At 34.7% G+C, this 24,404-nt stretch carries 37 protein-coding genes; 1 reads left to right on the forward strand and 36 read right to left on the reverse strand.

Annotated features, from left to right (window positions below; genetic code table 11):
- Nucleotides 1–36: 36 nt before the first annotated feature.
- The 36 genes from H8R22_RS08800 to rpsL form a co-directional block, all read right to left on the reverse strand.
- Nucleotides 37–951: a dimethylarginine dimethylaminohydrolase family protein gene (locus H8R22_RS08800; protein WP_187010083.1), complete on the reverse strand. Its 915-nt coding sequence runs from the start codon at nt 949–951 to the stop codon at nt 37–39.
- A gap of 75 nt (nt 952–1,026) precedes the next feature.
- The gene (locus tag H8R22_RS08805; protein WP_187010084.1) at nt 1,027–2,310 is read right to left on the reverse strand and encodes a citrate synthase; all 1,284 of its coding nucleotides are present in this window, start codon (nt 2,308–2,310) and stop codon (nt 1,027–1,029) included.
- Nucleotides 2,311–2,468: 158 nt separating this feature from the next.
- Nucleotides 2,469–3,761 (reverse strand): phosphopyruvate hydratase, encoded by a 1,293-nt coding sequence (gene eno / locus H8R22_RS08810; protein ID WP_187010085.1) that lies wholly within the window; start codon nt 3,759–3,761, stop codon nt 2,469–2,471.
- Between the two features lie 296 nt (nt 3,762–4,057).
- Entirely contained in the window at nt 4,058–5,158 is a 1,101-nt protein-coding gene (gene carA, locus H8R22_RS08815) for a glutamine-hydrolyzing carbamoyl-phosphate synthase small subunit (RefSeq protein WP_187010086.1), read from the reverse strand.
- 188 nt (nt 5,159–5,346) lie between these two features.
- Nucleotides 5,347–5,835, reverse strand: coding sequence for a 50S ribosomal protein L17 (rplQ, locus tag H8R22_RS08820; RefSeq protein ID WP_187010087.1), 489 nt, complete (start codon nt 5,833–5,835; stop codon nt 5,347–5,349).
- 62 nt (nt 5,836–5,897) lie between these two features.
- A complete protein-coding gene (locus H8R22_RS08825) occupies nt 5,898–6,890 on the reverse strand; it encodes a DNA-directed RNA polymerase subunit alpha (protein ID WP_187010088.1) in 993 nt (330 codons plus the stop codon).
- A 21-nt stretch (nt 6,891–6,911) separates the two neighbouring features.
- The gene (gene rpsD / locus H8R22_RS08830; protein WP_007136542.1) at nt 6,912–7,517 is read right to left on the reverse strand and encodes a 30S ribosomal protein S4; all 606 of its coding nucleotides are present in this window, start codon (nt 7,515–7,517) and stop codon (nt 6,912–6,914) included.
- 91 nt (nt 7,518–7,608) lie between these two features.
- Complete coding sequence (gene rpsK / locus H8R22_RS08835) at nt 7,609–7,992, reverse strand: 30S ribosomal protein S11 (RefSeq protein WP_024981527.1); 384 nt, start codon at nt 7,990–7,992, stop codon at nt 7,609–7,611.
- An 8-nt stretch (nt 7,993–8,000) separates the two neighbouring features.
- A complete protein-coding gene (gene rpsM / locus H8R22_RS08840; protein ID WP_187010089.1) occupies nt 8,001–8,375 on the reverse strand; it encodes a 30S ribosomal protein S13 in 375 nt (124 codons plus the stop codon).
- A 2-nt stretch (nt 8,376–8,377) separates the two neighbouring features.
- Nucleotides 8,378–8,494 carry a type B 50S ribosomal protein L36 gene (gene ykgO / locus H8R22_RS08845; protein WP_072945378.1) on the reverse strand — a complete coding sequence of 39 codons (117 nt, stop codon included), beginning with the start codon at nt 8,492–8,494 and terminating at the stop codon, nt 8,378–8,380.
- Between the two features lie 12 nt (nt 8,495–8,506).
- On the reverse strand, nt 8,507–8,722 hold the full coding sequence (gene infA, locus H8R22_RS08850; RefSeq protein ID WP_007136545.1) for a translation initiation factor IF-1: 216 nt from the start codon (nt 8,720–8,722) through the stop codon (nt 8,507–8,509).
- Between the two features lie 4 nt (nt 8,723–8,726).
- Entirely contained in the window at nt 8,727–10,073 is a 1,347-nt protein-coding gene (gene secY / locus H8R22_RS08855) for a preprotein translocase subunit SecY (RefSeq protein ID WP_187010090.1), read from the reverse strand.
- An 11-nt stretch (nt 10,074–10,084) separates the two neighbouring features.
- Nucleotides 10,085–10,537 carry a 50S ribosomal protein L15 gene (gene rplO / locus H8R22_RS08860; protein ID WP_187010091.1) on the reverse strand — a complete coding sequence of 151 codons (453 nt, stop codon included), beginning with the start codon at nt 10,535–10,537 and terminating at the stop codon, nt 10,085–10,087.
- An 11-nt stretch (nt 10,538–10,548) separates the two neighbouring features.
- The gene (gene rpmD / locus H8R22_RS08865; protein ID WP_187010092.1) at nt 10,549–10,731 is read right to left on the reverse strand and encodes a 50S ribosomal protein L30; all 183 of its coding nucleotides are present in this window, start codon (nt 10,729–10,731) and stop codon (nt 10,549–10,551) included.
- Nucleotides 10,732–10,743: 12 nt separating this feature from the next.
- Nucleotides 10,744–11,271, reverse strand: a complete 528-nt coding sequence (gene rpsE, locus H8R22_RS08870) for a 30S ribosomal protein S5 (RefSeq protein WP_144256165.1) — start codon at nt 11,269–11,271, stop codon at nt 10,744–10,746.
- Nucleotides 11,272–11,277: 6 nt separating this feature from the next.
- Nucleotides 11,278–11,628 (reverse strand): 50S ribosomal protein L18, encoded by a 351-nt coding sequence (rplR, locus tag H8R22_RS08875; RefSeq protein ID WP_026707004.1) that lies wholly within the window; start codon nt 11,626–11,628, stop codon nt 11,278–11,280.
- A gap of 11 nt (nt 11,629–11,639) precedes the next feature.
- Entirely contained in the window at nt 11,640–12,182 is a 543-nt protein-coding gene (gene rplF, locus H8R22_RS08880; RefSeq protein ID WP_187010093.1) for a 50S ribosomal protein L6, read from the reverse strand.
- A gap of 15 nt (nt 12,183–12,197) precedes the next feature.
- The gene (gene rpsH, locus H8R22_RS08885) at nt 12,198–12,596 is read right to left on the reverse strand and encodes a 30S ribosomal protein S8 (protein WP_072945389.1); all 399 of its coding nucleotides are present in this window, start codon (nt 12,594–12,596) and stop codon (nt 12,198–12,200) included.
- Nucleotides 12,597–12,667: 71 nt separating this feature from the next.
- A complete protein-coding gene (rpsN, locus tag H8R22_RS08890) occupies nt 12,668–12,937 on the reverse strand; it encodes a 30S ribosomal protein S14 (protein WP_026707007.1) in 270 nt (89 codons plus the stop codon).
- A gap of 3 nt (nt 12,938–12,940) precedes the next feature.
- Nucleotides 12,941–13,492, reverse strand: coding sequence for a 50S ribosomal protein L5 (rplE, locus tag H8R22_RS08895; protein WP_187010094.1), 552 nt, complete (start codon nt 13,490–13,492; stop codon nt 12,941–12,943).
- A gap of 2 nt (nt 13,493–13,494) precedes the next feature.
- Nucleotides 13,495–13,809, reverse strand: coding sequence for a 50S ribosomal protein L24 (gene rplX / locus H8R22_RS08900; protein ID WP_187010095.1), 315 nt, complete (start codon nt 13,807–13,809; stop codon nt 13,495–13,497).
- A gap of 11 nt (nt 13,810–13,820) precedes the next feature.
- Complete coding sequence (rplN, locus tag H8R22_RS08905; protein WP_007136556.1) at nt 13,821–14,189, reverse strand: 50S ribosomal protein L14; 369 nt, start codon at nt 14,187–14,189, stop codon at nt 13,821–13,823.
- 2 nt (nt 14,190–14,191) lie between these two features.
- A complete protein-coding gene (gene rpsQ, locus H8R22_RS08910; protein ID WP_072945395.1) occupies nt 14,192–14,452 on the reverse strand; it encodes a 30S ribosomal protein S17 in 261 nt (86 codons plus the stop codon).
- 17 nt (nt 14,453–14,469) lie between these two features.
- The gene (gene rpmC / locus H8R22_RS08915) at nt 14,470–14,661 is read right to left on the reverse strand and encodes a 50S ribosomal protein L29 (RefSeq protein WP_187010096.1); all 192 of its coding nucleotides are present in this window, start codon (nt 14,659–14,661) and stop codon (nt 14,470–14,472) included.
- Between the two features lie 13 nt (nt 14,662–14,674).
- Complete coding sequence (gene rplP / locus H8R22_RS08920) at nt 14,675–15,100, reverse strand: 50S ribosomal protein L16 (protein ID WP_016989325.1); 426 nt, start codon at nt 15,098–15,100, stop codon at nt 14,675–14,677.
- A gap of 18 nt (nt 15,101–15,118) precedes the next feature.
- Nucleotides 15,119–15,868, reverse strand: coding sequence for a 30S ribosomal protein S3 (gene rpsC / locus H8R22_RS08925; protein WP_026707012.1), 750 nt, complete (start codon nt 15,866–15,868; stop codon nt 15,119–15,121).
- A gap of 6 nt (nt 15,869–15,874) precedes the next feature.
- Entirely contained in the window at nt 15,875–16,285 is a 411-nt protein-coding gene (gene rplV / locus H8R22_RS08930; RefSeq protein WP_187010097.1) for a 50S ribosomal protein L22, read from the reverse strand.
- Nucleotides 16,286–16,291: 6 nt separating this feature from the next.
- Nucleotides 16,292–16,570: a 30S ribosomal protein S19 gene (gene rpsS / locus H8R22_RS08935; protein WP_007136562.1), complete on the reverse strand. Its 279-nt coding sequence runs from the start codon at nt 16,568–16,570 to the stop codon at nt 16,292–16,294.
- 6 nt (nt 16,571–16,576) lie between these two features.
- Entirely contained in the window at nt 16,577–17,401 is an 825-nt protein-coding gene (rplB, locus tag H8R22_RS08940; protein ID WP_187010098.1) for a 50S ribosomal protein L2, read from the reverse strand.
- A 9-nt stretch (nt 17,402–17,410) separates the two neighbouring features.
- Nucleotides 17,411–17,701, reverse strand: coding sequence for a 50S ribosomal protein L23 (gene rplW / locus H8R22_RS08945; protein ID WP_007136564.1), 291 nt, complete (start codon nt 17,699–17,701; stop codon nt 17,411–17,413).
- A gap of 6 nt (nt 17,702–17,707) precedes the next feature.
- Nucleotides 17,708–18,337, reverse strand: a complete 630-nt coding sequence (rplD, locus tag H8R22_RS08950; protein WP_187010099.1) for a 50S ribosomal protein L4 — start codon at nt 18,335–18,337, stop codon at nt 17,708–17,710.
- Nucleotides 18,337–18,954, reverse strand: coding sequence for a 50S ribosomal protein L3 (gene rplC / locus H8R22_RS08955; protein ID WP_187010100.1), 618 nt, complete (start codon nt 18,952–18,954; stop codon nt 18,337–18,339). The genes rplD and rplC overlap by 1 nt, the downstream gene beginning before the upstream one ends.
- Before the next feature lie 153 nt (nt 18,955–19,107).
- Nucleotides 19,108–19,413, reverse strand: coding sequence for a 30S ribosomal protein S10 (gene rpsJ / locus H8R22_RS08960; RefSeq protein WP_011963470.1), 306 nt, complete (start codon nt 19,411–19,413; stop codon nt 19,108–19,110).
- A gap of 10 nt (nt 19,414–19,423) precedes the next feature.
- Nucleotides 19,424–21,580 (reverse strand): elongation factor G, encoded by a 2,157-nt coding sequence (gene fusA, locus H8R22_RS08965; RefSeq protein ID WP_187010101.1) that lies wholly within the window; start codon nt 21,578–21,580, stop codon nt 19,424–19,426.
- Nucleotides 21,581–21,590: 10 nt separating this feature from the next.
- Nucleotides 21,591–22,067 carry a 30S ribosomal protein S7 gene (gene rpsG / locus H8R22_RS08970; RefSeq protein ID WP_187010102.1) on the reverse strand — a complete coding sequence of 159 codons (477 nt, stop codon included), beginning with the start codon at nt 22,065–22,067 and terminating at the stop codon, nt 21,591–21,593.
- Nucleotides 22,068–22,140: 73 nt separating this feature from the next.
- On the reverse strand, nt 22,141–22,524 hold the full coding sequence (rpsL, locus tag H8R22_RS08975; protein WP_007136570.1) for a 30S ribosomal protein S12: 384 nt from the start codon (nt 22,522–22,524) through the stop codon (nt 22,141–22,143).
- Nucleotides 22,525–22,747: 223 nt separating this feature from the next.
- On the opposite strand from rpsL, the gene H8R22_RS08980 reads away from it, so the two are divergent.
- Nucleotides 22,748–24,403: a BamA/TamA family outer membrane protein gene (locus H8R22_RS08980; RefSeq protein ID WP_187010103.1), complete on the forward strand. Its 1,656-nt coding sequence runs from the start codon at nt 22,748–22,750 to the stop codon at nt 24,401–24,403.
- Nucleotide 24,404 lies beyond the last annotated feature (1 nt).

Consider the following 24,404-nt stretch of genomic DNA (forward strand, 5'->3'; position numbering starts at 1 on the left):
TTTTAAAAAATAGTTTACCTTAAACCATAAATAGTTTTAGTCTCTTATTAAGGGTAATGTCGAACAACGAAGTAAGCCTTCTTGCTTAGAAATTTCTGCGTATGGAATTTCTTCAACGGTAAAACCATTCGCACGCAACCAGTTGTTCAATCTTGTGAAATTTCTTTCTGACACAACTACATTGGTATCAATAGAAAAAACATTAGAATTCATATGATACATTTCGTCTCTTGTGATATGAAATAAGTTATCCTTCCCAAAAAGATTAACTAAATAGCTATAATCCGCCTCTTCTCTAAAACCATTTTTGTAAATAATAGCTTTGTCATTCCCTACTGGTTGAAAACAACAATCGAGATGCAATGCATTGTCTCTAGCTTCTAACTTTGATTTTACCAGATCAAATTCTTTGACAATTTTATTTGGAAACAACTCTTTTATAAATTGAACACCTTCTAGATTAGTTCTAGCGGTTATATAATCTTTATAATCGCTTCCTTTATAGGTTCCAATAAAAATGTAGTCATTCCAAAGCATTACGTCTCCTCCTTCTATATGAACTTCTGCCGGTGGACGTACCACCTTCATAGGATCAATTTGATCAATAACATATTGTATAGCATCAAGTTCTAACTCTCTTTCTGGTAATATATTTGACTTTACAAATATGTCATCTATTACAAAACCGATATCTCTAGTAAATATTTGATTGCAATTTTCTATCAGCTGTGGTCTATAAACAGTTACGTCGTATTTAGTAAGCACTTTCTCAAATGCATCCATCTCTACAACCATATCTGACTCTTCAGGATAGGTTCCTGCTACAATATGTTCTAACGATTTAGGGTCGTAAGCTTCTTCAACAGTTGGTACTGGACCGCTACTAGTAGCTGTTCCTAGGACTACTGCTCGTAGCCTAGAAGACTCATTTTTTACATTTAATTCTAACATATTATTTTTATTGGCTTATAAAGCAAAGGTAAAAAAAAAGCTTCACTACGTTGTGAAGCTTTTACAATTTGAAAACTATCTTTTATCAGCAGTTTGAAACTCTCTTAATGGAGAGCCAGTATAAACTTGTCTTGGTCTACCTATAGGTTCTTTATTTTCTCTCATTTCTTTCCATTGAGCGATCCAACCTGGTAATCTACCAATTGCAAACATTACAGTAAACATATCAGTAGGAATTCCTAGTGCTCTGTAAATAATACCAGAATAAAAATCTACGTTTGGATACAAACTTCTAGATTTGAAATATTCATCTTCTAATGCTAATGCTTCTAACTTTTTAGCTATCGCAAGAATAGGATCATCAACTCCTAATGTTTTTAAAACTTCGTCAGCAGCTTTTTTAATGATTTTAGCACGCGGATCAAAATTTTTATACACTCTGTGACCAAATCCCATCAAACGGAAAGGATCGTTCTTATCTTTTGCTTTTGCCATGTAAACATCTGCATCACCTCCATTTTGGTGGATTTCTTCAAGCATCTCAAGAACTGCTTGATTAGCTCCTCCGTGCAATGGACCCCAAAGTGCTGACACTCCGGCAGAAATAGATGCAAAAAGACCGGCATGAGACGAACCTACCATTCTTACAGTAGACGTCGAACAATTTTGCTCATGATCAGCATGAAGAATAAATAATTTATCTAAGGCATCAATCACAATAGGATTAGCGCTGTATGGCCCTGTAGGAAGCTCAAACATCAATTTCATGAAGTTTTCTACGTATCCTTTAGTATTATCGTAATAATTCAACGGATACCCCATACTCTTTCTGTAAGTCCAAGTTGCGATGACAAGAAATTTACCCATTGTTTTACAAACGGCGTGGTACATCTCTTTCTCATTATCAACATTAACTGATTTAGGATTGAATGCGGTAAGCGCACTAGTCAAAGCTGCCAATACACCCATAGGATGCGCAGTTCGAGGAAAACCATCAATGATGTTTTTCATTTCCTCATTTACTAATGTATGTTTTCTAATATCGTTTTCGAACTGTTCTAACTGCGTTGCAGTAGGAAGTTCTCCAAAGATTAAAAGAAATGACACTTCTAGAAAATCAGCTTTATCTGCTAAGTCTTCAATCGCGTATCCACGGTAGCGCAATATTCCTAACTCCCCATCCAAAAAAGTAATTTTACTTGTACAAGAACCAGAATTTTTATATCCTGGATCTAAAGTAATTACACCTGATAAATCTCTTAATTTGTTAATATCAATAGCTTCTTCGTTTTCACTTCCTTTAACCATAGGAAATTCATACTTTTTGCCATCAATTTCTAGTATAGCTGTTTTTGACATAATATTTTGGTAATAAATCTTAATATTTAATAATTTATCAAATCTAAGAATTAAAACATGAATTAAAAAGAGAAATCTACAATGAAGTTGTTAAATTTAAGCAAAAAAAGCCACCCAAATTAAATGGATGGCTTGCTCAAGGATCGAAACCTTAGTAATTATTTAATTTTGAATGCTTTCATACCTGGAAAATAAGCAGTATCTCCTAATTCTTCCTCTATTCTCAAGAGTTGATTGTATTTTGCCATACGATCTGAACGTGATGCAGAACCAGTCTTAATTTGACCACAATTTAGAGCCACAGCAAGATCAGCAATAGTGTTATCTTCCGTTTCTCCAGATCTATGCGACATTACTGAGGTGTAACCTGCATTTTTAGCCATATTTACAGCTGCAATAGTCTCTGATAAGGTTCCAATTTGATTTACTTTAATCAAGATAGAATTAGCAATTCCTTTTTCGATACCTGTAGACAAACGCTCTACATTAGTAACAAATAAATCATCACCAACTAATTGGACTTTATCCCCTATTTTGTCTGTTAACATTTTCCAACCGTCCCAGTCATTTTCATCCATACCATCTTCAATAGAGATGATAGGATACTTAGCTGCTAATTCAGCTAAATACTCTACTTGTTCAGCAGAAGTTCTCACTTTTCCAGTTTCTCCTTCAAATTTTGAGTAGTCGTACTTACCGTCTACATAAAATTCAGCAGCAGCACAATCCAAGGCAATCATAATTTCATCACCAAAAGTGTAACCAGCATTTTCAACTGCTTTTTTGATAGTATCCAAAGCATCTTCGGTACCTCCAGCTAAATTAGGCGCAAAACCACCTTCATCACCCACTGCTGTACTCAAGCCTCTATCATGTAATACTTTTTTCAAGCTATGAAAAATTTCAGTACCCATTTGCATTGAATGAGAAAATGAAGTCGCCTTAACAGGGAAAATCATAAATTCTTGAAAAGCAATTGGCGCATCTGAATGCGAACCACCATTTATAATATTCATCATTGGAACAGGTAATGTATTAGCAGAAACTCCACCAACATATCTATACAATGGCAAACCTAACTCGTTTGCAGCTGCTTTTGCTACAGCAAGAGAAACACCTAAAATAGCATTAGCACCTAAGTTAGATTTATTAGCAGTTCCATCTAAACTAATCATAGTTTGGTCTATCAAGTTTTGTTCGAAAACTGATGTACCTAATAATTCGTCAGCAATAATAGTATTAACATTTTTCACCGCGTTTAAAACTCCTTTTCCTAGAAAAGCTTTTCCGCCATCACGTAACTCAACTGCTTCATGCTCTCCTGTTGATGCTCCAGAAGGCACTGCTGCTCTACCTAAAACTCCATTGTCAGTAATCACATCTACCTCGATAGTCGGATTTCCTCTTGAATCAAAAATTTGTCTTGCGTGAATTTTAATGATAATACTCATGTTACTTTGTTTTAAATTTAATAACACAAATATATTCTATCTTTTGTTATCATATTGTGAAAATAATGAATGTTATTAACGAAAACGTTATATGTACCTGTTAAAAACAAAAACATTAAAAAAACTACCGTTATTAATTTTGTAAAATAAAGTCATAGAATCAAAATGCAGTAAATCAAATGAGACAAACAAAGAATAAATTAGAGATAGAGCAAAGATAAAGGACGAAATCAAAAACTTTTAAAAAAAAATAGGCAGACTAAAAGCCTGCCTATCAAGGATAAAAAAAATGTACTTTATTTTTTAATATTTTCAATAAATTGATCAAACAAATAAGAAGAGTCATGAGGACCTGGACTAGCCTCAGGATGATATTGGACTGAAAAACAATTCTTATTTACCATACGCATTCCAGCAACTGTTTCATCATTTAAATGCAAATGAGTAATTTCTAAATCAGGATTTAGTTCCAATTCTTCTTTATTCACAGCAAAACCATGATTTTGAGAGGTAATCTCACCTTTTCCTGATAACAAATTCTTAACGGGATGATTGATCCCTCTATGACCATTAAACATTTTGTAAGTAGATATACCATTTGCTAAACCTATTATTTGGTGACCTAAACAAATTCCAAATAAAGGTTTGTTATTAGATAGTATATCCTTGGCAACTTGTACAGCACTAGCGAGAGGCTCTGGATCACCAGGACCATTAGATAAAAAGTAACCATCTGGATTAAATTCACTTAGGTCACTATAGCTAGCATTATAAGGAAATACCTTTATGTAACAATCTCTTTTTGCTAAATTTCTTAAGATATTAGTTTTAATTCCTAAGTCTAATGCTGCTATCTTATAAGTAGCATTTTCATCGCCGAAAAAATAAGGAACTGCTGTTGAAACTTTAGAAGCCAACTCTAAACCTTTCATATCAGGAACATTCGAAAGAGCTACTTTCAAATCTTCAATTGAAGTACCATCAGTACAAATAACGGCATTCATAGCACCATTATCTCTAATGTAACTTACTAAAGCTCTCGTGTCTACGTCTGAGATACAGATCAGGTTTTGCTTTGTAAAATAATCTTCTAGGCTTCCTGAAGCATCGGCACGTGAATAATTAAAACTAAAATTTTTACATACTAAACCAGAAATTTTTATACTATCTGACTCAACATCATTATCATTCACACCATAGTTACCAATATGAGGATTAGTTGCAACCATAATTTGACCAAAATAAGAAGGATCTGTAAATATCTCTTGATATCCAGTCATACCAGTATTAAAGCATACTTCTCCAAAAGTAGTACCACTGATCCCAATAGATTTACCGTGAAAGATAGTTCCGTCACTTAGTAGTAAAATTGCACTTTGTCTTGTTGTGTATTTCATGTGTAGTTAAATATTTTGCAAATTTAAATTATAATAAGAGTGAAAACAAATTTTAAAAAAAAATGTTTTAAAATAGACTTATCTAGAGAATACTAAAATAAGCTGAAGTAATTATACAAAAAATCAAAAAAAAAGGATAAACTATAAATAGTTTATCCTTTAATATTATTGAATGATTATTTTCATAATTACTCAGCAGCATCAGTTGTAGTTTCAGCTTCATCAGCAGGAGCATCAGTAGCTTCATCTGCTTTTTTTGCCTTTCCACCACGACGGCTTTTTGCTTTCTTAACTTCTTTTTTACCACCGTTGTAAATTTCGTTGAAATCTACTAATTCGATCATTGCCATATCAGCATTATCTCCTAAACGATTTCCAACTTTAATGATACGAGTGTATCCACCTGGACGATCACCAACTTTAGCAGCTACATCTCTGAACAGGTCAGTTACCGCATATTTGCTACGTAGGTAAGAAAAACAGATACGACGATTGTGCGTAGTATCTACTTTTGATTTTGTTATTAAAGGCTCAACAAATTGTTTAAGCGCTTTTGCTTTAGCAACAGTAGTATTAATACGTTTGTGCTCTATAAGAGAACAAGCCATATTAGCTAACATAGATTTTCTATGTGCTGTCTGTCTGCTTAAGTGATTGAATTTTTTTCCGTGTCTCATGACGTTTTTTTTTAAACCCTCATCTTGCTACTATCCTCTATGGAGAGCAAAATATGAGTAATTTATTCTTTATCTAGTTTGTATTTTGCTAAATCCATACCGAAGTTTAAATTTTTAACTGCTACAAGTTCATCTAGCTCTGTTAAAGATTTTTTACCAAAATTACGGAATTTCATTAGGTCATTTTTATTGAACGATACTAAATCACCAAGTGTATCAACTTCAGCCGCTTTCAAACAATTTAATGCCCTAACAGATAAGTCCATATCAACAAGCTTAGTCTTAAGCAATTGTCTCATGTGCAATGATTCCTCATCATACGATTCTGTTTGTGCGATCTCATCAGCCTCGAGTGTAATCCTTTCGTCAGAGAACAACATGAAGTGGTGAATTAAAACCTTAGCAGCTTCAGTTAGTGCATCTTTTGGATTAATAGAACCATCAGTTTTAATTTCAAAAACTAATTTTTCATAATCTGTTTTTTGCTCTACACGGAAGTTTTCGATAGCATATTTTACGTTTTTTACCGGAGTAAAAATAGAATCCGTAAAAATGGTTCCAATTGCAGCATTTTGTTTTTTGTTCTCCTCAGCAGGAACATATCCTCTACCTTTTTCGATAGTTAAATCGAAGTTCAGTTTGATTTTAGAATCTAAATTACAAATAACTAGTTCTGGATTCAAAACTTGGAAACCTGAAATAAATTTTTGAAAATCACCAGCGGTTAACTGATCTTTACCTGAAACAGAAATAGTAACTGCTTCGTTATCAATATCTTCAATTTGACGTTTGAAACGTACTTGTTTAAGATTAAGGATAATTTCGGTAACATCTTCAACAACTCCTGCAATAGTAGAAAACTCATGATCCACACCTTCGATACGAACAGATGTTATTGCATAACCTTCTAATGCTGAAAGCAAGACTCTTCTAAGTGCATTACCAACGGTCAATCCGTAACCAGGTTCTAAAGGTCTGAATTCAAACTTACCTTCAAAATCGGTTGAATCGATCATGATAACTTTATCGGGCTTCTGAAAATTAAATATTGCCATAAATTTCGACTAAGTCAATTATTATTTGTTGTACAACTCTACGATTAATTGCTCTTTAATGTTTTCTGGAATTTGAAGTCTAGCTGGTACAGTAACAAAAGTACCTTCTTTAACGTCATTGTTCCAAGTAATCCATTCATAAACATGACTTGAATTAGATAAAGAACGTTCGATGGCCTCTAATGATTTAGATTTTTCACGAACTGCAACCTTATCACCAGGTTTAAGGTGGTAAGAAGCAATATTTACAACATCACCATTAACAGTGATATGTCTGTGAGAAACTAATTGTCTAGCACCTCTACGAGATGGAGCAATACCCATTCTGAATACTACATTGTCTAATCTAGCCTCACATAATTGTAAAAGAACTTCACCAGTAACACCTTTAGTAGCTGATGCTTTTTTGAATAAACCTCTAAATTGTTTTTCTAATATTCCGTAAGAATATTTAGCTTTTTGCTTTTCCATTAACTGGATTGCATATTCAGATTTTTTACCTCTTTTTTTTGCCATCCCGTGTTGTCCAGGTGGGTAACTTCTTCTTTCGAAAGCTTTATCATCTCCGAATATTGCTTCGCCAAATTTACGAGCAATTCTAGTTTTTGGACCAGTATATCTTGCCATTTCTAAAAATTTTTATAAGGTAGAGACTATGAATTCAGGTCATATCCTTCGATAATCGTTAATTCTACCTAGTTATACTTAAAATATATTATTAAACTCTACGTCTCTTTGGAGGACGACATCCGTTGTGTGGCATAGGAGTAACATCGATAATCTCAGTTACTTCGATTCCACCATTATGCAAAGAACGGATAGCAGACTCACGTCCGTTTCCTGGTCCTTTAACATAAACCTTAACTTTTTTCAATCCAGCTTCAAGAGCTACTTTACTACAATCTTCTGCTGCCATTTGGGCTGCGTATGGAGTATTCTTTTTAGAACCTCTAAAACCCATTTTACCAGCTGAAGACCAAGAAATAACTTCACCTTTTTTGTTTGTCAAAGAAATGATGATGTTATTGAAGGTAGCAGAAATATGAGCTTCTCCCGTTGATTCAACGATAACTTTACGTTTTTTTGCAGTTGCTTTAGCCATATTACTTATTATTTAGTTGCTTTCTTCTTGTTAGCAACAGTTTTTCTTTTACCTTTTCTAGTTCTAGAGTTGTTCTTAGTTCTTTGTCCTCTTAAAGGAAGACCAGTTCTGTGACGAATACCTCTGTAACAACCAATATCCATTAAACGCTTGATGTTTAAAGAAACTTCAGAACGCAATTCTCCTTCAATTTTGAAAACAGATACTGCCTCACGAATTGCTCCGATCTCATCATCATTCCAATCTTGAACTTTTTTGTCTTGGCTTACTTGAGCTTTTTCTAAAATCTCAACAGCTCTACTTTTTCCTAATCCAAAGATATAGGTAAGTGCTATAACACCTCTCTTATTTTTTGGGATATCTACCCCTGCTATTCTTGCCATAACTATCCTTGTCTTTGTTTAAATCTAGGATTCTTTTTGTTTATAACGTATAATCTCCCTTTTCTACGCACAATAATGCACTCGGGACTTCTCTTTTTTACTGATGCTCTAACTTTCATTGTGAATATCCTTTAATATCTATAAGTAATTCTTGCTTTTGACAAATCGTAAGGGCTCATTTCTAGCTTCACTTTATCACCAGGTAATAATTTGATGTAATGCATACGCATTTTTCCAGATATATGAGCAATAACAATATGTCCATTCTCTAATTCTACACGGAACATCGCATTTGATAATGCTTCGATGATTGATCCGTCTTGTTCTATTGCTGATTGTTTTGCCATAAAATTAAGCTACTGCCTTTCTATTTTTACCACTTTTCATTAAACCATCATAATGCTTATTAAGCAAGTATGAGTTGATTTGCTGAATTGTGTCTATTGCTACACCAACCATAATGATTAATGAGGTACCCCCAAAAAACATTGCCCATGATTGCTGAACATCCATCAGACTCACTACAATCGCTGGGAACACAGCAATCAACGCAAGAAATAAAGATCCAGGAAAAGTAATCAAAGACATTACCTTGTCTAAATAATCGCTAGTTTCAATACCAGGCCTAACACCAGGTATAAAACCACCACTTCTCTTCAAATCATCAGACATTTTATTAGTAGGAACCGTAATCGCGGTGTAAAAGTACGTAAAAACAACGATTAAAGTTGCAAAAACTAAATTATACCACAATCCAAATATATTACTAAATGCTCCAACGATTGATTGCGAAGTATCAGACTTTGATAATCCTGCTACAGCAGCAGGTATAAACATAATTGCTTGAGCAAAGATAATAGGCATAACTCCAGAAGCATTCAGCTTTAATGGAATCCATTGTCTATTACCACCCATCATGTCTTGTTCAAAATCACCTGAAGCTGTACGACGCGCATACTGAACTGGTATTTTTCGAATAGCCATGGTTAAAAGAACACAAGCAATAATAACTAAAAGCCATATAATAATTTCGATAACCAATAACATTGGTCCACCGTTGTTATTTGTAACTCTAGTTGTAAACTCTTGAATAAATGCTTGAGGAAATCTAGCAAGTATACCCACCATAATTAATAATGAGATACCGTTTCCAATTCCCTTATCAGTTATCTTTTCACCTAGCCACATAGCAAAAATTGTGCCTGTAACTAGAATAATTACTGAAGAAAATAAGAATTCAAAAGAATTAAACCCTAATAAAAATGCACTACTAGGCAAAGTTCTGTAAAGATTATAGATGTAAGTTGGACCTTGAAACAAGGTTATAACAATTGTTAACCAACGTGTAATCTGATTGATCTTTTTTCTACCACTCTCACCATCACTTTGTAATTTTTGTAAATAAGGAATAGCAATTCCCATCAACTGAACTACAATAGATGCTGAAATGTAAGGCATGATTCCTAGAGCAAAAACAGACGCTTTAGAAAAAGCACCACCAGTAAACATATCTAAAATAGATCCTATACCACTTTTGGTCTGACCTGCTAAAGAATTTAACTGAGTAGCATCAATTCCTGGAAGCGTAACGTGTGCTCCAAAACGATAAACTAAAAGCAGACCCAATGTGATTAGGATTCTGTTTTTTAGTTCCTCGATTTTCCAAACATTACTTATTGATTCAATAAATTTCTTCATAAATTGAAAAATTATATTGTTACAGCTTCTCCACCAGCAGCTTCAATAGCAGCTTTAGCAGTAGCAGTAAATTTGTGAGCAGTTACTTTTAATTTTGCTTTCAATTCTCCTCTTCCTAAAATCTTAACGATCTCGTTTTTAGTAGCCAAACGATTAGCAACGTAAGTTGTCATATCGATAGAATCAGTTACGATTCCGTTGTCCACCAATAATTGAAGTGTATCAAGATTAACACCTTCGTATTCTTTACGATTGATGTTTGTGAAACCAAACTTAGGTACACGTCTTTGAAGTGGCATTTGCCCTCCCTCAAAACCAATCTTTTTAGAATAACCAGAACGAGATTTTGCTCCTTTGTGACCTCTTGCAGAAGTACCACCTTTTCCAGAACCTTCTCCTCTACCTAATCTTTTATTTTGATTGTGTGTTGACCCTTCAGCTGGTTGTAAGTTACTTAAATTCATAACAGTATTTGTTATTTAGTTTCTTCAACAGAAACTAAGTGTTTAACTTTGTTTATCATCCCAAGGATTGCAGGGTTTGAATCATGTTCTACAACTTGACCCATTTTACGTAGACCTAAAGCCTCTAATCCTCTTTTTTGATCAAGTGGACAGTTGATTTTACTTCTAACTTGTTTTACTAATAATTTAGCCATAATTTCCTTGAATTAACCTTTAAAAACTTTTTCTAAAGAAACCCCTCTTTGTTTTGCAACAGTGTGAGCACTTCTCATTTGTAATAAAGCATCAAAAGTTGCTTTTACTACGTTGTGAGGATTTGATGATCCTTGAGATTTAGATAATACATCGTGAATACCTACTGACTCTAAAACTGAACGAACAGCTCCACCAGCAATAACTCCAGTACCATGAGAGGCAGGAATTAAGAATACACGTGCACCACCAAATTTACCTTTTTGTTCGTGAGGAACAGACTGACCATTCAAAGGAATTTTTACTAAATTTTTCTTAGCATCTTCTACTGCTTTCGCAATTGCTTCAGAAACATCTTTAGACTTTCCTAGTCCATGTCCAACTACTCCATTTTCATCACCTACAACTACAATAGCAGAAAAACCGAAAGCTCTACCACCTTTTGTAACTTTAGTAACACGATTAACACTCACCAAACGATCTTTTAATTCAAGACCACTTGGTTTTACTAACTCTACATTCTTGTATTTACTATTAGACATACTTTATTAGAATTTAAGTCCAGCCGCTCTCGCGCCTTCCGCTAATGATTTAATACGACCGTGATATAAGTAACCTCCTCTATCGAATGTTACTACCTCTATCCCAGCTTTTAACGCTTTCTCTGCAACAAGTTTTCCAACTGCTGTTGCAACCTCTACGTTTGTACCTTTTCCTATTTCCTTTTCTCTTGAAGAAGCAGCTAATAAAGTAACTCCGTTTACGTCATCAATAAGTTGAGCATAAATTTCTTTGTTACTTCTAAACACAGATAGTCTTGGATTAGTAGCAGTACCACTAATTGTCTTTCTAATTCTGAATCTAATTCTCTGTCTTCTTTCAGGTTTTGTTAATGACATAATGTTATTTTTTAAGCTGATTTACCTGCTTTTCTTCTTAATACTTCACCTACAAATTTAACACCTTTTCCTTTGTACGGCTCAGGTTTACGGAAACCTCTAATTTTTGCCGCAACTTGACCTAAAAGTTGTTTGTCAAATGATGTTAACTTTACAATTGGGTTTTTACCTTTTTCAGATATAGTTTCCAATGTTACTTCTGGAGCAACTTCTAAAACAATATTGTGAGAAAAACCTAAAGCTAAATCTAATTTTTGACCTTGATTTGAAGCTCTGTAACCAACTCCAACCAACTCTAATGATTTAGTAAAACCATCTGTTACTCCTAAAATCATATTATTGATTAAAGATCTATACAAACCGTGTTTTGCTCTTTGGTCTTTATGATCAGATGATCTGTCTACTTGAACTATCCCATCTTCAACTGTAACAGTAACGTCCGAAAACTCCTGTGTAAGTTGACCATTTTTTCCTTTAACTGTAATAATACCGTCTTTAACTTCTACAGTTACACCAGCAGGGATTACAATTGGATTTTTACCTATTCTTGACATCTTATAGTCTTTTTATTAGTATACGTAACAAATTACTTCTCCACCAACGTTAAGTTGTTTGGCTTTCTTTCCAGTCATCAAACCTTTTGATGTAGAAACGATAGCAATTCCTAATCCGTTAAGGATTCTTGGAATAGAAGCTGAACTTGAGTATTTACGCAAACCTGGTTTACTAATTCTTTGGATATCTTTAATTACTGACTCTTTAGTATCTTTATCATACTTCAAAGCAATTTTGATTGAACCCTGAACAGCGTTGTCTTCAAATTTGTAACTTAAGATATAACCTTGATCAAATAAGATCTTAGTTATTTCTTTCTTTAGATTAGATGCAGGAATTTCGACAACTTTGTGGTTTGCAGCCACAGCGTTTCTAACTCTTGTTAAATAATCCGCAATAGGATCTGTATACATATGTATAATTTTGCGATTATGGTTTTCTCTGGACTCTCCATCGAACCTTTAACCAATTAAAATTCAATTTTTTACCAGCTGGCTTTTTTAACTCCTGGTATCAATCCGTTGTTTGCCATTTCACGAAATGTAACACGAGAAATTCCGAATTGACGCATGTACCCTCTTGGTCTACCTGTTAATTTACATCTGTTATGCAAACGAACTGGTGAAGCATTTTTAGGTAATTTCTGCAAACCTACGAAATCTCCAGCCTCTAACAAAGCTTTTCTTTTCTCAGCATACTTTGCTACCGTTTTTTCTCTCTTCACCTCACGGGCTTTCATTGATTCTTTAGCCATATCTTAATTCTTTTTAAAAGGTAATCCTAATTCAGTCAACAACGATTTTGCTTCCTTATCTGTCTGAGCAGTAGTAACAAAAGTGATATCCATTCCTGAAATTTTGTTTACTTTATCAATGTCTATTTCAGGAAAAATGATTTGCTCTAACACTCCAAGGTTATAATTTCCTCTTCCGTCAAAACCTGTAGCTTTAATCCCACTAAAGTCTCTAACACGTGGTAAAGCTGAAGTAATAAGTCTATCTAAAAACTCATACATTCTTTCTCCACGTAAAGTCACTTTAGCCCCAATAGGCATTCCTTTTCTCAATTTGAAAGACGCAACGTCCTTTTTTGAAATAGTAGAAACTGCTTTTTGTCCAGTAATCTTAGTTAATTCATCAACTGCATAGTCAATTAATTTTTTATCAGAAACTGCTGCTCCAACTCCACGGCTCAAAACGATTTTTTCCAATTTTGGAACTTGCATTACGTTTATGTATCCGTACTCCTCTTTAAGAGCAGAGATTACTCTGTTCTTGTATTCCTCTTTTAGTCTAGGTATATACGCCATTACTATAGTACTTGATTAGATTTTTTTGAAAATCTTACTTTCTTATCTCCCTCAATTCTAACTCCTACTCTAGTTGCTTCCTTAGTTTTAGGATCAATTAAAGAGATGTTAGATATTTGAATAAGAGCTTCTTTCTTTACAATACCACCTTGAGGGCTTTTTGCACTTGGTTTCGTATGTTTCGATACCATGTTTACACCTTCTACAATAGCTTTGTTTTTCTCACGGTCAACACGTAATACCTTACCTTCAGAACCTTTATGGTCTCCAGCAATTACTCTTACGATGTCTCCTGTTTTTATTTTTAGCTTTATCATCTTAAAACGAATTAAAGCACTTCTGGTGCTAATGATACAATTTTCATGAATTGTTTTTCACGAAGTTCTCTTGCTACCGGTCCAAAAACACGAGTTCCTCTCATTTCCCCTGCAGCGTTCAAAAGAACACATGCATTATCATCGAAACGGATATAAGAACCATCGGCTCTTCTCACTTCTTTTCTGGTACGTACAACAACTGCAGTTGAAACAGCTCCTTTTTTAACGCTTCCGTTTGGAGTTGTATCTTTGATAGAAACTACAATCTTGTCACCAACAGAGGCATACCTTCTTTTGGTACCTCCTAAAACACGGATAGTTAAAACTTCCTTTGCTCCAGTGTTATCTGCTACTTTTAGTCTTGATTCTTGTTGTACCATAATTATTTAGCTCTTTCTAGGATTTCAACTAATCTCCAACATTTTGATTTACTTAAAGGACGCGTTTCGCTAATTCTTACAGTATCTCCAATGTTACAGTCGTTTGTTTCGTCGTGTGCAACGTATTTCTTTGTTTTTAACACGAACTTACCGTATAACGGGTGTTTTACTTTACGAACTTCAGCAACAACAATAGATTTATCCATTTTGTCTGAAGTTACAACACCTATTCTCTCTTTTCTTAAATTTCTTTTTTCTTCCATCTTTCGGCAGATTACAATTATTGCAACTCTCTTTTTGTAAGCTCTGAAGCTAATCTTGCAACTGTTCTTCTTACACTTCTAATTTGAAGTGGATTCTCAATTGGAGATATAGCATGAGCCATTTTTAGGTCAGCATATGTTTTCTTAGTCTGGCTAAGCTTTTCTTGCAACTCAGCTGCAGAAAGATCTTTTATTTCTGATTGTTTCATAATATAATATAGATTATGCTTCGAAATCTCTAGCAACGACGAACTTAGTTTTTACTGGAAGCTTTTGAGCCGCAAGACGTAACGCCTCTTTTGCAACTGACAAAGGAACTCCTCCAACTTCAAACATAATTCTTCCGGGTTTAACAACGGCAGCCCAATACTCAACTGCACCTTTACCTTTACCCATACGTACCTCAAGAGGCTTCTTAGTAATTGGTTTGTCTGGAAATATTTTGATCCATAATTGTCCCTCTCTTTTCATGAAACGAGTTGCAGCGATACGTGCAGCTTCGATTTGACGAGAAGTTAGAAACATACCATCTTCATGTACAGATTTAATACCAAACATTCCATTAGAAAGTTCATGTCCTCTTCCAGAGTTCCCTTTCATTTTACCTTTTTGTACCTTACGGTATTTTGTTCTTTTAGGCTGTAACATTTTTCTTTAATTTAAAAATTACTTTCTTTTACGAGCGTCTGGTTTTCCACCTTTATTAAAGTTAGATTTTCCACGAGGAGAATCTCCACCTTTTCCGCCAGATTGTTTCTTGTCCATTCCAGCAAGCGGAGAAAGATCTCTCTTTCCGTAAACTTCACCTTTCATGATCCACACTTTGATACCCATTCTACCATAAGTAGTATGCGCCTCAGCTAATGCATAATCAATATCGGCTCTGAAAGTTGATAAAGGAACTCTTCCTTCTTTGAAACCTTCCGAACGTGCCATCTCAGCACCATTCAAACGACCAGAAATCAAAACTTTGATACCTTCAGCGTTCATACGCATAGAAGCAGCAATAGCCATTTTGATTGCACGTCTGTAAGAAATACGGCTTTCGATTTGACGACAGATGCTTGTAGCAACTAGATACGCGTCAAGCTCCGGTCTTTTAATTTCAAAGATGTTGATTTGAACCTCTTTGTCAGTAATTTTCTTAAGTTCTTCTTTCAACTTGTCTACCTCTTGTCCACCTTTTCCGATAATGATACCAGGTCTTGCAGTAGTGATAGTAACGGTTACAAGTTTTAAAGTTCTCTCGATGATTACTTTTGATACACTAGCTTTTGATAAACGAGCATGGATATACTTTCTGATTTTGTGATCTTCGGCAAGTTTATCACCATAATCATTTCCACCATACCAGTTTGAGTCCCATCCTCTGATGATACCAAGTCTATTTCCAATTGGATTTGTCTTTTGTCCCATCTTGTATTAAATTGCTTGTGTGTTATTAATAGCTCCTAACACGATTGTTACGTGATTTGAACGTTTTCTGATTCTGTGTGCACGACCCTGTGGAGCTGGACGAAGTCTTTTCAACATCATTCCACCATCTACTGTAATCGTTTTAACAAATAAACCTGCTTCTTCTAAACTAGCTTCAGGATTTTTTTGCTCCCAATTGTTGATTGCAGATAAAACCAATTTTTCTAATTTTCTTGAAGCTTCTTTAGAACTAAATCTAAGGATGTTTAATGCTCTCTCTACCTTCTGACCTCTTACCAAGTCCGCTACTAAGCGCATTTTTCTAGGTGAAGTAGGGCAGTTATTCAATTTTGCGAAAGCAATAGACTTATTAGCCTCTTTTCTCGCATCTGCTGTTTCTCTTTTACGAACTCCCATTGCTTCTTATTTTTTACCTTTATTTTTTGCTCCAGCATGACCTCTAAAAGATCTAGTTGGTGAAAATTCTCCTAATTTGTGACCTACCATGTTTTCTGTTACGTAAACTGGTACAAATTGACGACCGTTATGAACTGCGATAGTCTGTCCAACGAAGTCTGGAGTAATCATAGAAGCTCTAGACCAAGTCTTTACTACTCCTTTATTTCCACCAGCGATGTTTTCTTGTACTTTCTTGTCTAACTTATAATGAACGAAAGGTCCTTTTTTTAATGAACGTGCCATATCTTATTATTTCTTTCTACGTTCTACGATATACTTGTTACTCGGGTTTTTCTTAGAACGAGTTCTATAACCTTTTGCTGGTATTCCATTTCTTGAACGTGGATGTCCACCAGAAGAACGTCCTTCACCACCACCCATTGGGTGATCGACAGGGTTCATTGCAACAGGTCTTGTTCTAGGTCTTCTACCTAACCATCTTGTTCTACCTGCTTTACCAGATACAACTAATTGGTGGTCAGAATTAGATACCGCTCCAATAGTAGCAGAACAAGTTAGCAAGATCAATCTTGTTTCACCAGACGGCATTTTAATTGTAGCATATTTTCCATCTCTTGCCATTAATTGAGCAAATGTTCCAGCAGAACGAGCAATTACAGCTCCTTGTCCTGGTCTCAATTCGATACAAGAAATAACAGTTCCTAACGGAACTTTACTTAAAGGCATAGTATTACCAATCTCTGGCTGAGCCTCAGGACCAGAAACTAATTTCTGACCAACTTTCAATCCATTTTGAGCGATAATATACGTTTTCTCTCCATCAGCATAAGCTAATAAAGCGATAAATGCAGTACGATTTGGATCATATTCAATAGATTTCACTGTAGCAGGAATTCCTTCCTTGGTACGTTTGAAATCAATGATACGATATCTCTGCTTGTGACCACCACCCGTATAACGCATGGTCATCTTTCCTTGACTATTTCTACCTCCAGAGTTTTTTATCGGCGCTATCAAAGAGCGTTCCGGCTTATCAGTTGTAATAGCGTCATAACCATTCACAACTCTAAATCGCTGACCTGGGGTAATAGGTTTTAATTTTCTTACTGACATTTTTCTATCTTAGATATTGTTGTAAAAATCAATTGTTTCTCCTTCTTGTACTTGAACAATTGCTTTCTTAATTGCATTCGTCTTTCCACTGATTAAACCACTTTTAGTGTATTTTGTAGTTCTATCCGGTCTTACGTTCATCGTGTTAACACTCAAAATAGTCACACCATAAGCAGCTTCAATAGCTTTCTTAATCTCAACTTTATTTGCTTTTTTGTTAACAACGAATCCGAAGCGGTTTAAAACTTCACTTTCTTTGGTTACTTTTTCCGTTACTATAGGTTTAATTATGATGCTCATATCCTATTATTTACTTAAATTTTCTTCAATTACTTCCAAAGAACTCTCCAAAAGCACTAAATTATTAGCATTTAATATAGCATAAGTACTTAATTCTAAGCTACTTACAACGCTAGCTGCCTTTAAATTGCGTGACGACAAATATACATTTTTATTTGAAGCACCCAATACAAATAGTGATTTTTTATTTTCTAACTCTAAAGCTTTCAAAACATTAATGAAATTTTTAGTGTTTGGAGTTTCAAAATTAAAGTCTTCAAGAACGATAATGTTTGATTCTTTTGCTTTGATCGAGAAAGCAGATTTTCTTGCCAATCTTTTCAAGCTTTTATTCAATTTGAATGAATAACTTCTTGGTCTTGGTCCAAAAACTGTTCCTCCTCCTTTAAACAAAGGATTTTTTGCACTACCCGCACGAGCAGTACCTGTTCCTTTTTGTTTTTTAATCTTACGTGTACTTCCCGCTACTTCAGCTCTTTCTTTAGCTTTGTGCGTCCCTTGGCGTTGATTAGCAAGATATTGCTTAACATCAAGATATACCGCGTGATTGTTTGGCTCTATACCAAATACTGAATCAGAAAGTTGAACTTTTCTTCCAGTATCTTTTCCGTTGAAATCTAATACTTTTGCTTCCATTACTTGTGAATGATTACATAAGAGTTGTTATGCCCAGGAACACATCCTTTGATAACTAGTAGATTCTTCTCAGCAACTACTTTTAAAACTCTAAGGTTTTGAATGTTTACATTTTCTCCTCCCATACGTCCAGCCATACGCATTCCTTTGAATACTCTAGATGGATAAGAAGAAGCTCCTACAGAACCTGGAGCTCTTAAACGGTTGTGTTGACCGTGAGTTGCTTGACCAACACCACCAAAACCGTGACGTTTTACAACCCCCTGAAAACCTTTACCTTTAGATACACCTTGTACATCTACAAATTCTCCTTCAACAAACATAGAAACATCTACAAGATCTCCTAATTTTTGTTCTGTTGCAAAATTTTGAAATTCAACGACTTTTTTCTTAGCTACAGTTCCCGCTTTTTTAAAGTGACCTAAAGCCGCTTTTGTGGAATGTTTCTCGTTTTTGTCATCGAAACCCAACTGCAACGCTTCGTACCCGTCAACACCTTTGGTTCTGACTTGGGTAACAACACATGGTCCAGCCTCAATTACAGTACAAGGAATGTTTTTCCCGTTCTCATCAAAAAGACTAGTCATGCCGATTTTTCTACCAATTAACCCAGACATAAATATTAATTATTAATTATTAAATATAAAAATAGAACACAATCATTTAAGTGACCTATTTTTTTTAGTGGTGCAAAAGTATAACTTATTTACACACAAACCAAAAAAAACTTTTCACTTAAATGAAGTGCTCTTTTTACTCTTGAAAGATACTTAAACTTTGATCTCTACTTCAACTCCACTAGGCAATTCTAATTTCATTAAAGCATCAATAGTTTTAGATGAAGATGAATAAATATCAATTAATCTCTTATATGACATTACTTCAAATTGTTCTCTTGCTTTTTTGTTAACGTGCGGAGAACGCAATACTGTAAAAAGTTTCTTGTGAGTAGGTAATGGAATTGGTCCTGTTACTACTGCACCGGTACTCTTAACCGTCTTTACAATCTTTTCAGCAGACTTATCTACCAACATGTGATCGTAAGATTTTAGTTTTATTCTGATTTTTTGACTCATTTTCTTAAAATTAAGCGTTTCCTTTTGCTTTTTTGATTACTGCTTCAGAGATGTTTGAAGGTGTTTCTGCGTAGTGTGAAAATTCCATAGTTGAAGTTGCACGACCTGAAGATAAGGTTCTTAAAGTTGTAACATATCCAAACATTTCAGATAATGGCACATCCGCTTTAATAGTTTTAGCTCCATTTCTATCACCCATATCATTTACTTGACCTCTACGACGGTTAATATCACCAACGATATCTCCCATGTTTTCTTCAGGTGTAATAACTTCCATTTTCATGATAGGCTCAAGGATTACAGCACCAGCAGCTTTTGCTACTTCTCTGTACCCCATTCTTGCAGCTAATTCAAAAGACAAAGCATCTGAATCCACAGGGTGGAAAGATCCATCTAAAAGTGTAACTTTTAAACTATCTACTTGGTATCCTGCTAAAGGACCCGTTTTCATTGCTTCTCTAAATCCTTTCTCAACAGAAGGAATATATTCTTTAGGAACGTTACCCCCTTTTACAGAGTTAACGAACTGTAGTCCAACTGGAGCTTTACCATCTACTTCATCAGCAGGCTCTAATACAAATACGATATCACCGAATTTACCACGACCTCCAGATTGTTTCTTGTAAGTTTCTCTGTGCTGAGCACTTCTTGTAAAAGCTTCCTTGTATTCAACTTGAGGCTCACCTTGGTTCACTTCAACTTTAAATTCACGTCTCATTCTATCAACTAAGATATCTAAGTGAAGCTCACCCATACCAGAGATAATAGTTTGACCCGAAGCCTCATCTGTTCTAACTGTAAACGTTGGATCTTCCTCAGCTAATTTAGCCAAAGCCATACCCATTTTATCTACGTCAGCCTTAGTTTTAGGCTCAATAGCAATACCAATTACTGGCGCAGGGAATTTCATAGACTCAAGAATAATTGGGTGTTTCTCATCACACAATGTATCTCCTGTTTTGATATCTTTAAATCCAACCGCTGCTCCAATATCTCCAGCTTCGATGTAATCGATTGGATTTTGTTTGTTAGCATGCATTTGGTAGATACGAGAAATTCTTTCTTTGTTTCCTGAACGTGTGTTCAAGACATAAGAACCAGCATCTAATCTTCCTGAATAAGCACGGAAGAAAGCTAAACGACCAACAAATGGGTCTGTAGCAATCTTAAACGCAAGAGCAGCAAACGGCTCTTTTACGTCTGGCTTACGCAAGATTTTAGTTTGATCTTCTTCTAACAATTCAGCATCATCAGGATGAATTCCTTCAATTCCTTCTTTATCCATTGGAGATGGCAAGTACTTACATACTGCATCTAACATGAACTGAACACCTTTGTTTTTAAAAGAAGAACCAGCAATCATAGGAATGATAGCCATATCCATCACAGCAGCTCTTAAAGCAGTATTGATTTCCTCTTCTGTAATAGAATCTGGATTTTCCATATACTTGTCAAGCAAATTCTCATCGTAATCAGCTACAGCCTCGATAAGAATATCTCTGTACTCTTTAACTTCTTCAACCATATCAGCAGGGATTTCTACAACTTCATACGTTGCTCCCATTCCTGCATCATCCCAAACAATAGCTTGGTTTCTTACTAAATCTACAACACCTTTGAAATCATTTTCTTCACCAATTGGTAAAGTGATCGCAACTGCATTTGATTTCAACATATCTCTTACTTGCTGACATACCATCAAAAAGTTAGATCCTTGTCTGTCCATCTTATTAACAAACCCAATACGAGGCACTCTATATTGATCAGCAAGTCTCCAGTTAGTTTCTGATTGCGGCTCAACACCATCAACAGCACTAAATAAGAAAACCAAACCATCAAGTACACGTAAAGAACGGTTTACTTCAACTGTAAAGTCAACGTGTCCCGGAGTATCAATAATATTGAAGTGATAAGGTAATGTTTCAGGTAAAATTTTACCTTGAGTAGTTGGGAAATTCCATTCACAAGTTGTAGCAGCAGAAGTAATTGTAATACCTCTTTCTTGCTCTTGTGCCATCCAGTCCATTGTTGCAGCACCATCATGTACTTCACCAATTTTATGTGATTTTCCTGTATAGAATAATATGCGCTCCGTTGTTGTTGTTTTACCAGCATCAATGTGAGCAGCAATTCCTATATTTCTTGTATATTTAAGTTCTCTAGCCATTTCTTAAGAATTAAAATCTAAAGTGAGAGAATGCTTTGTTAGCTTCTGCCATTTTGTGAGTATCCATTCTTTTCTTAACAGCAGCACCTTCTTCTTTAGCCGCAGCTAAACATTCGTTTGCCAATCTCTGAGCCATTGATTTTTCGTTTCTTCTTCTTGAATAAAGAATTAACCATTTCATTGCCATAGAAATTTTTCTGTCTGGACGAATTTGCATCGGGATTTGAAATGTCGCTCCACCTACTCTACGACTACGTACTTCTACGTGAGGCATAACGTTTGTCAACGCATCTTTCCAAATCTCTAACGATGGCTTTTCAGCATCTTGTTTTTTAGACTCAATGATGTCAATAGCATCATAAAATACTTTAAACGCTGTCGATTTTTTTCCATCCCACATTAAGTTGTTCACAAAACGTGTTACCAGTTGGTCACTAAACCTTGGATCTGGTAAAAGTGGTCTTTTCTTTGCCGCTCTTTTTCTCATGTCTTTTTTTTAATAAAATTTCATAATTATCTAGTCACAATAAATTGCGCCTCTACAAAAATTTCCTTTTAAATTACTTTTTTGCTTCTTTTGGGCGTTTAGCACCATACTTAGATCTCCTTTGCGTTCTTCCTGCTACTCCTGACGTATCAAGTGCACCACGAACGATGTGATATCTAACTCCTGGTAAATCTTTTACCCTTCCACCCCTAACTAATACTATCGAGTGCTCTTGTAAATTGTGTCCTTCACCAGGGATGTAAGCATTCACTTCATTACCATTTGTCAAACGTACACGCGCTACTTTACGCATTGCAGAGTTTGGTTTTTTTGGTGTTGTAGTGTAAACACGCGTACAAACCCCTCTTCTTTGAGGACAAGAATCTAAAGCAACCGATTTACTCTTCTTAGTTATCTGAGTTCTTCCTGTTCTTACTAATTGTTGAATTGTTGGCATAATTAATACTAAAAATTTATTATGTATATTTAATTCCCGCTTTTTACGGGGTTGCAAATGTATAAATTATTTTTTACTCTACAAATGTTAATTCATTAATTTTCAATAAGATTATTTAGCTATTTGATTTTAACCACAAAGATTAGATATTTGTATTCCATTTACTTATACCTAAACTTGATTGAAAAAGCTACTCCTTATACTTCTCATAACAATAACAAGTGTGAGTTGCTACGCTCAGAATTACCACCTGAAATTTGAAGGCCTCACAAAAACTGAAACACAAATAATAGACTCAATTCAGTATGATAAAACACACCGCGACAAATTATCTTTAATTCAAGAAACAGCACGTATCCAAAAATCACTATCGAAACAAGGATATTTAGAAAACAAAGAGGTTTCAAACAATCAAGTCAACGACAGCTCTTTCGTTTCGATCATTAGCTTAGGTTCCAAAACAAAAACAATAAAATTATTGATTCACTCAAATCAAGCGGTTAAAAAATTGATTTCAAACAATAAAGATTCCATAACCGTACCTTACCCTCTTGTAGAATCATTTTTAAACGAACAAAAGACAAAGCTGGAAAACGCAGGCTTCGCACTTTCGGTTTTTAAATTAAGCAACATTTCAAAAAAAGAAGGTACATTGTTCGCAGATTTAGAAATAACCGAAAATAAGCAAAAAATAATTGATAAAATACAAGTTGTCGAGAACAGTAATAAGCAAGCAAAATTTCCTCAAGGCCATCTAAAACAAATTAACAGACAATTTAAAAGTATGATTGTTTCGCAAAACAATCTAAATAAAATCAGTGAAGAATTTCATAAATACAATTTCATACAACAAATAAAATCTCCTGAAACACTTTTTACAACTGACTCAACAAAAGTTTATGTTTATCTCGAAAAACAAAACGCAAACAGTTTTGATGGATTCATAGGTTTCAATAACAACGAAAGTCAAAAAATAACATTAAGCGGCTACCTAGATCTTAAACTACAGAACATCCTAAATACAGGAGAAGAATTTAAATTGATTTGGAAAAGCGACGGCAATGACCAAAGAATATTCAATATAGGCCTCGAACTTCCCTACCTTTTCAAAAGTCCAATTGGACTAAAAGGACAAATTAATATATTTAAACAAGACAGCACCTTCCAAAATACAAAAACAGGCATCGAACTGAGTTATTTCATAAAATACAACACACGACTCTACTTAGGCTACGAATCAACCACCTCAAGTGATATACAAAAAACAAACAACAACATCGTGAGTGATTATAAAAGTAATTTTATTACCGCAACATTCACATACAACAAAAGAGACAACAACAACATCAATCCTAACAAAGCAAGCACCACCATGAAACTTGGATTTGGAACAAGAGAAAACACAAGTACTCAAATAACTGATAATTTAGATACACAAAACTACATCGAACTAACATCCAACTACACCTTCTATTTATCCAAAAAAAACCACTTCAATTTAAAGGGTATTTTTCAAAATCTCAACAGCACTAACTACAGTACAAATGAACTTTATCGTTTTGGTGGAAATAATTCTATTAGAGGCTTTCTAGAGAATAGTCTCCAAGCTAAAACTTTTTTTGTTCTAGCGACAGAATACAGATACTTACTTAACGAGAATTTTTATGTAAATACCGTAATTGATTTCGCGAGTTTTAGTCTGCCAAAAGTTTCAAATACAACAGCTTATAACACTAATGAACTCAGCTACGGCTTAGGATTTTCACTACAAACACAAAATGGACTTTTACGGTTTTCCGCAGTAAATAATTACAACAATGAAGTGAAAACGAATTTTTACAACACAATTATTAATTTTAGTTATAATGTTAAGTTTTAAC

This window comes from Flavobacterium kayseriense, assembly GCF_014305095.1.
In the GTDB taxonomy this organism is placed as follows: Bacteria; Bacteroidota; Bacteroidia; order Flavobacteriales; family Flavobacteriaceae; genus Flavobacterium; species Flavobacterium kayseriense.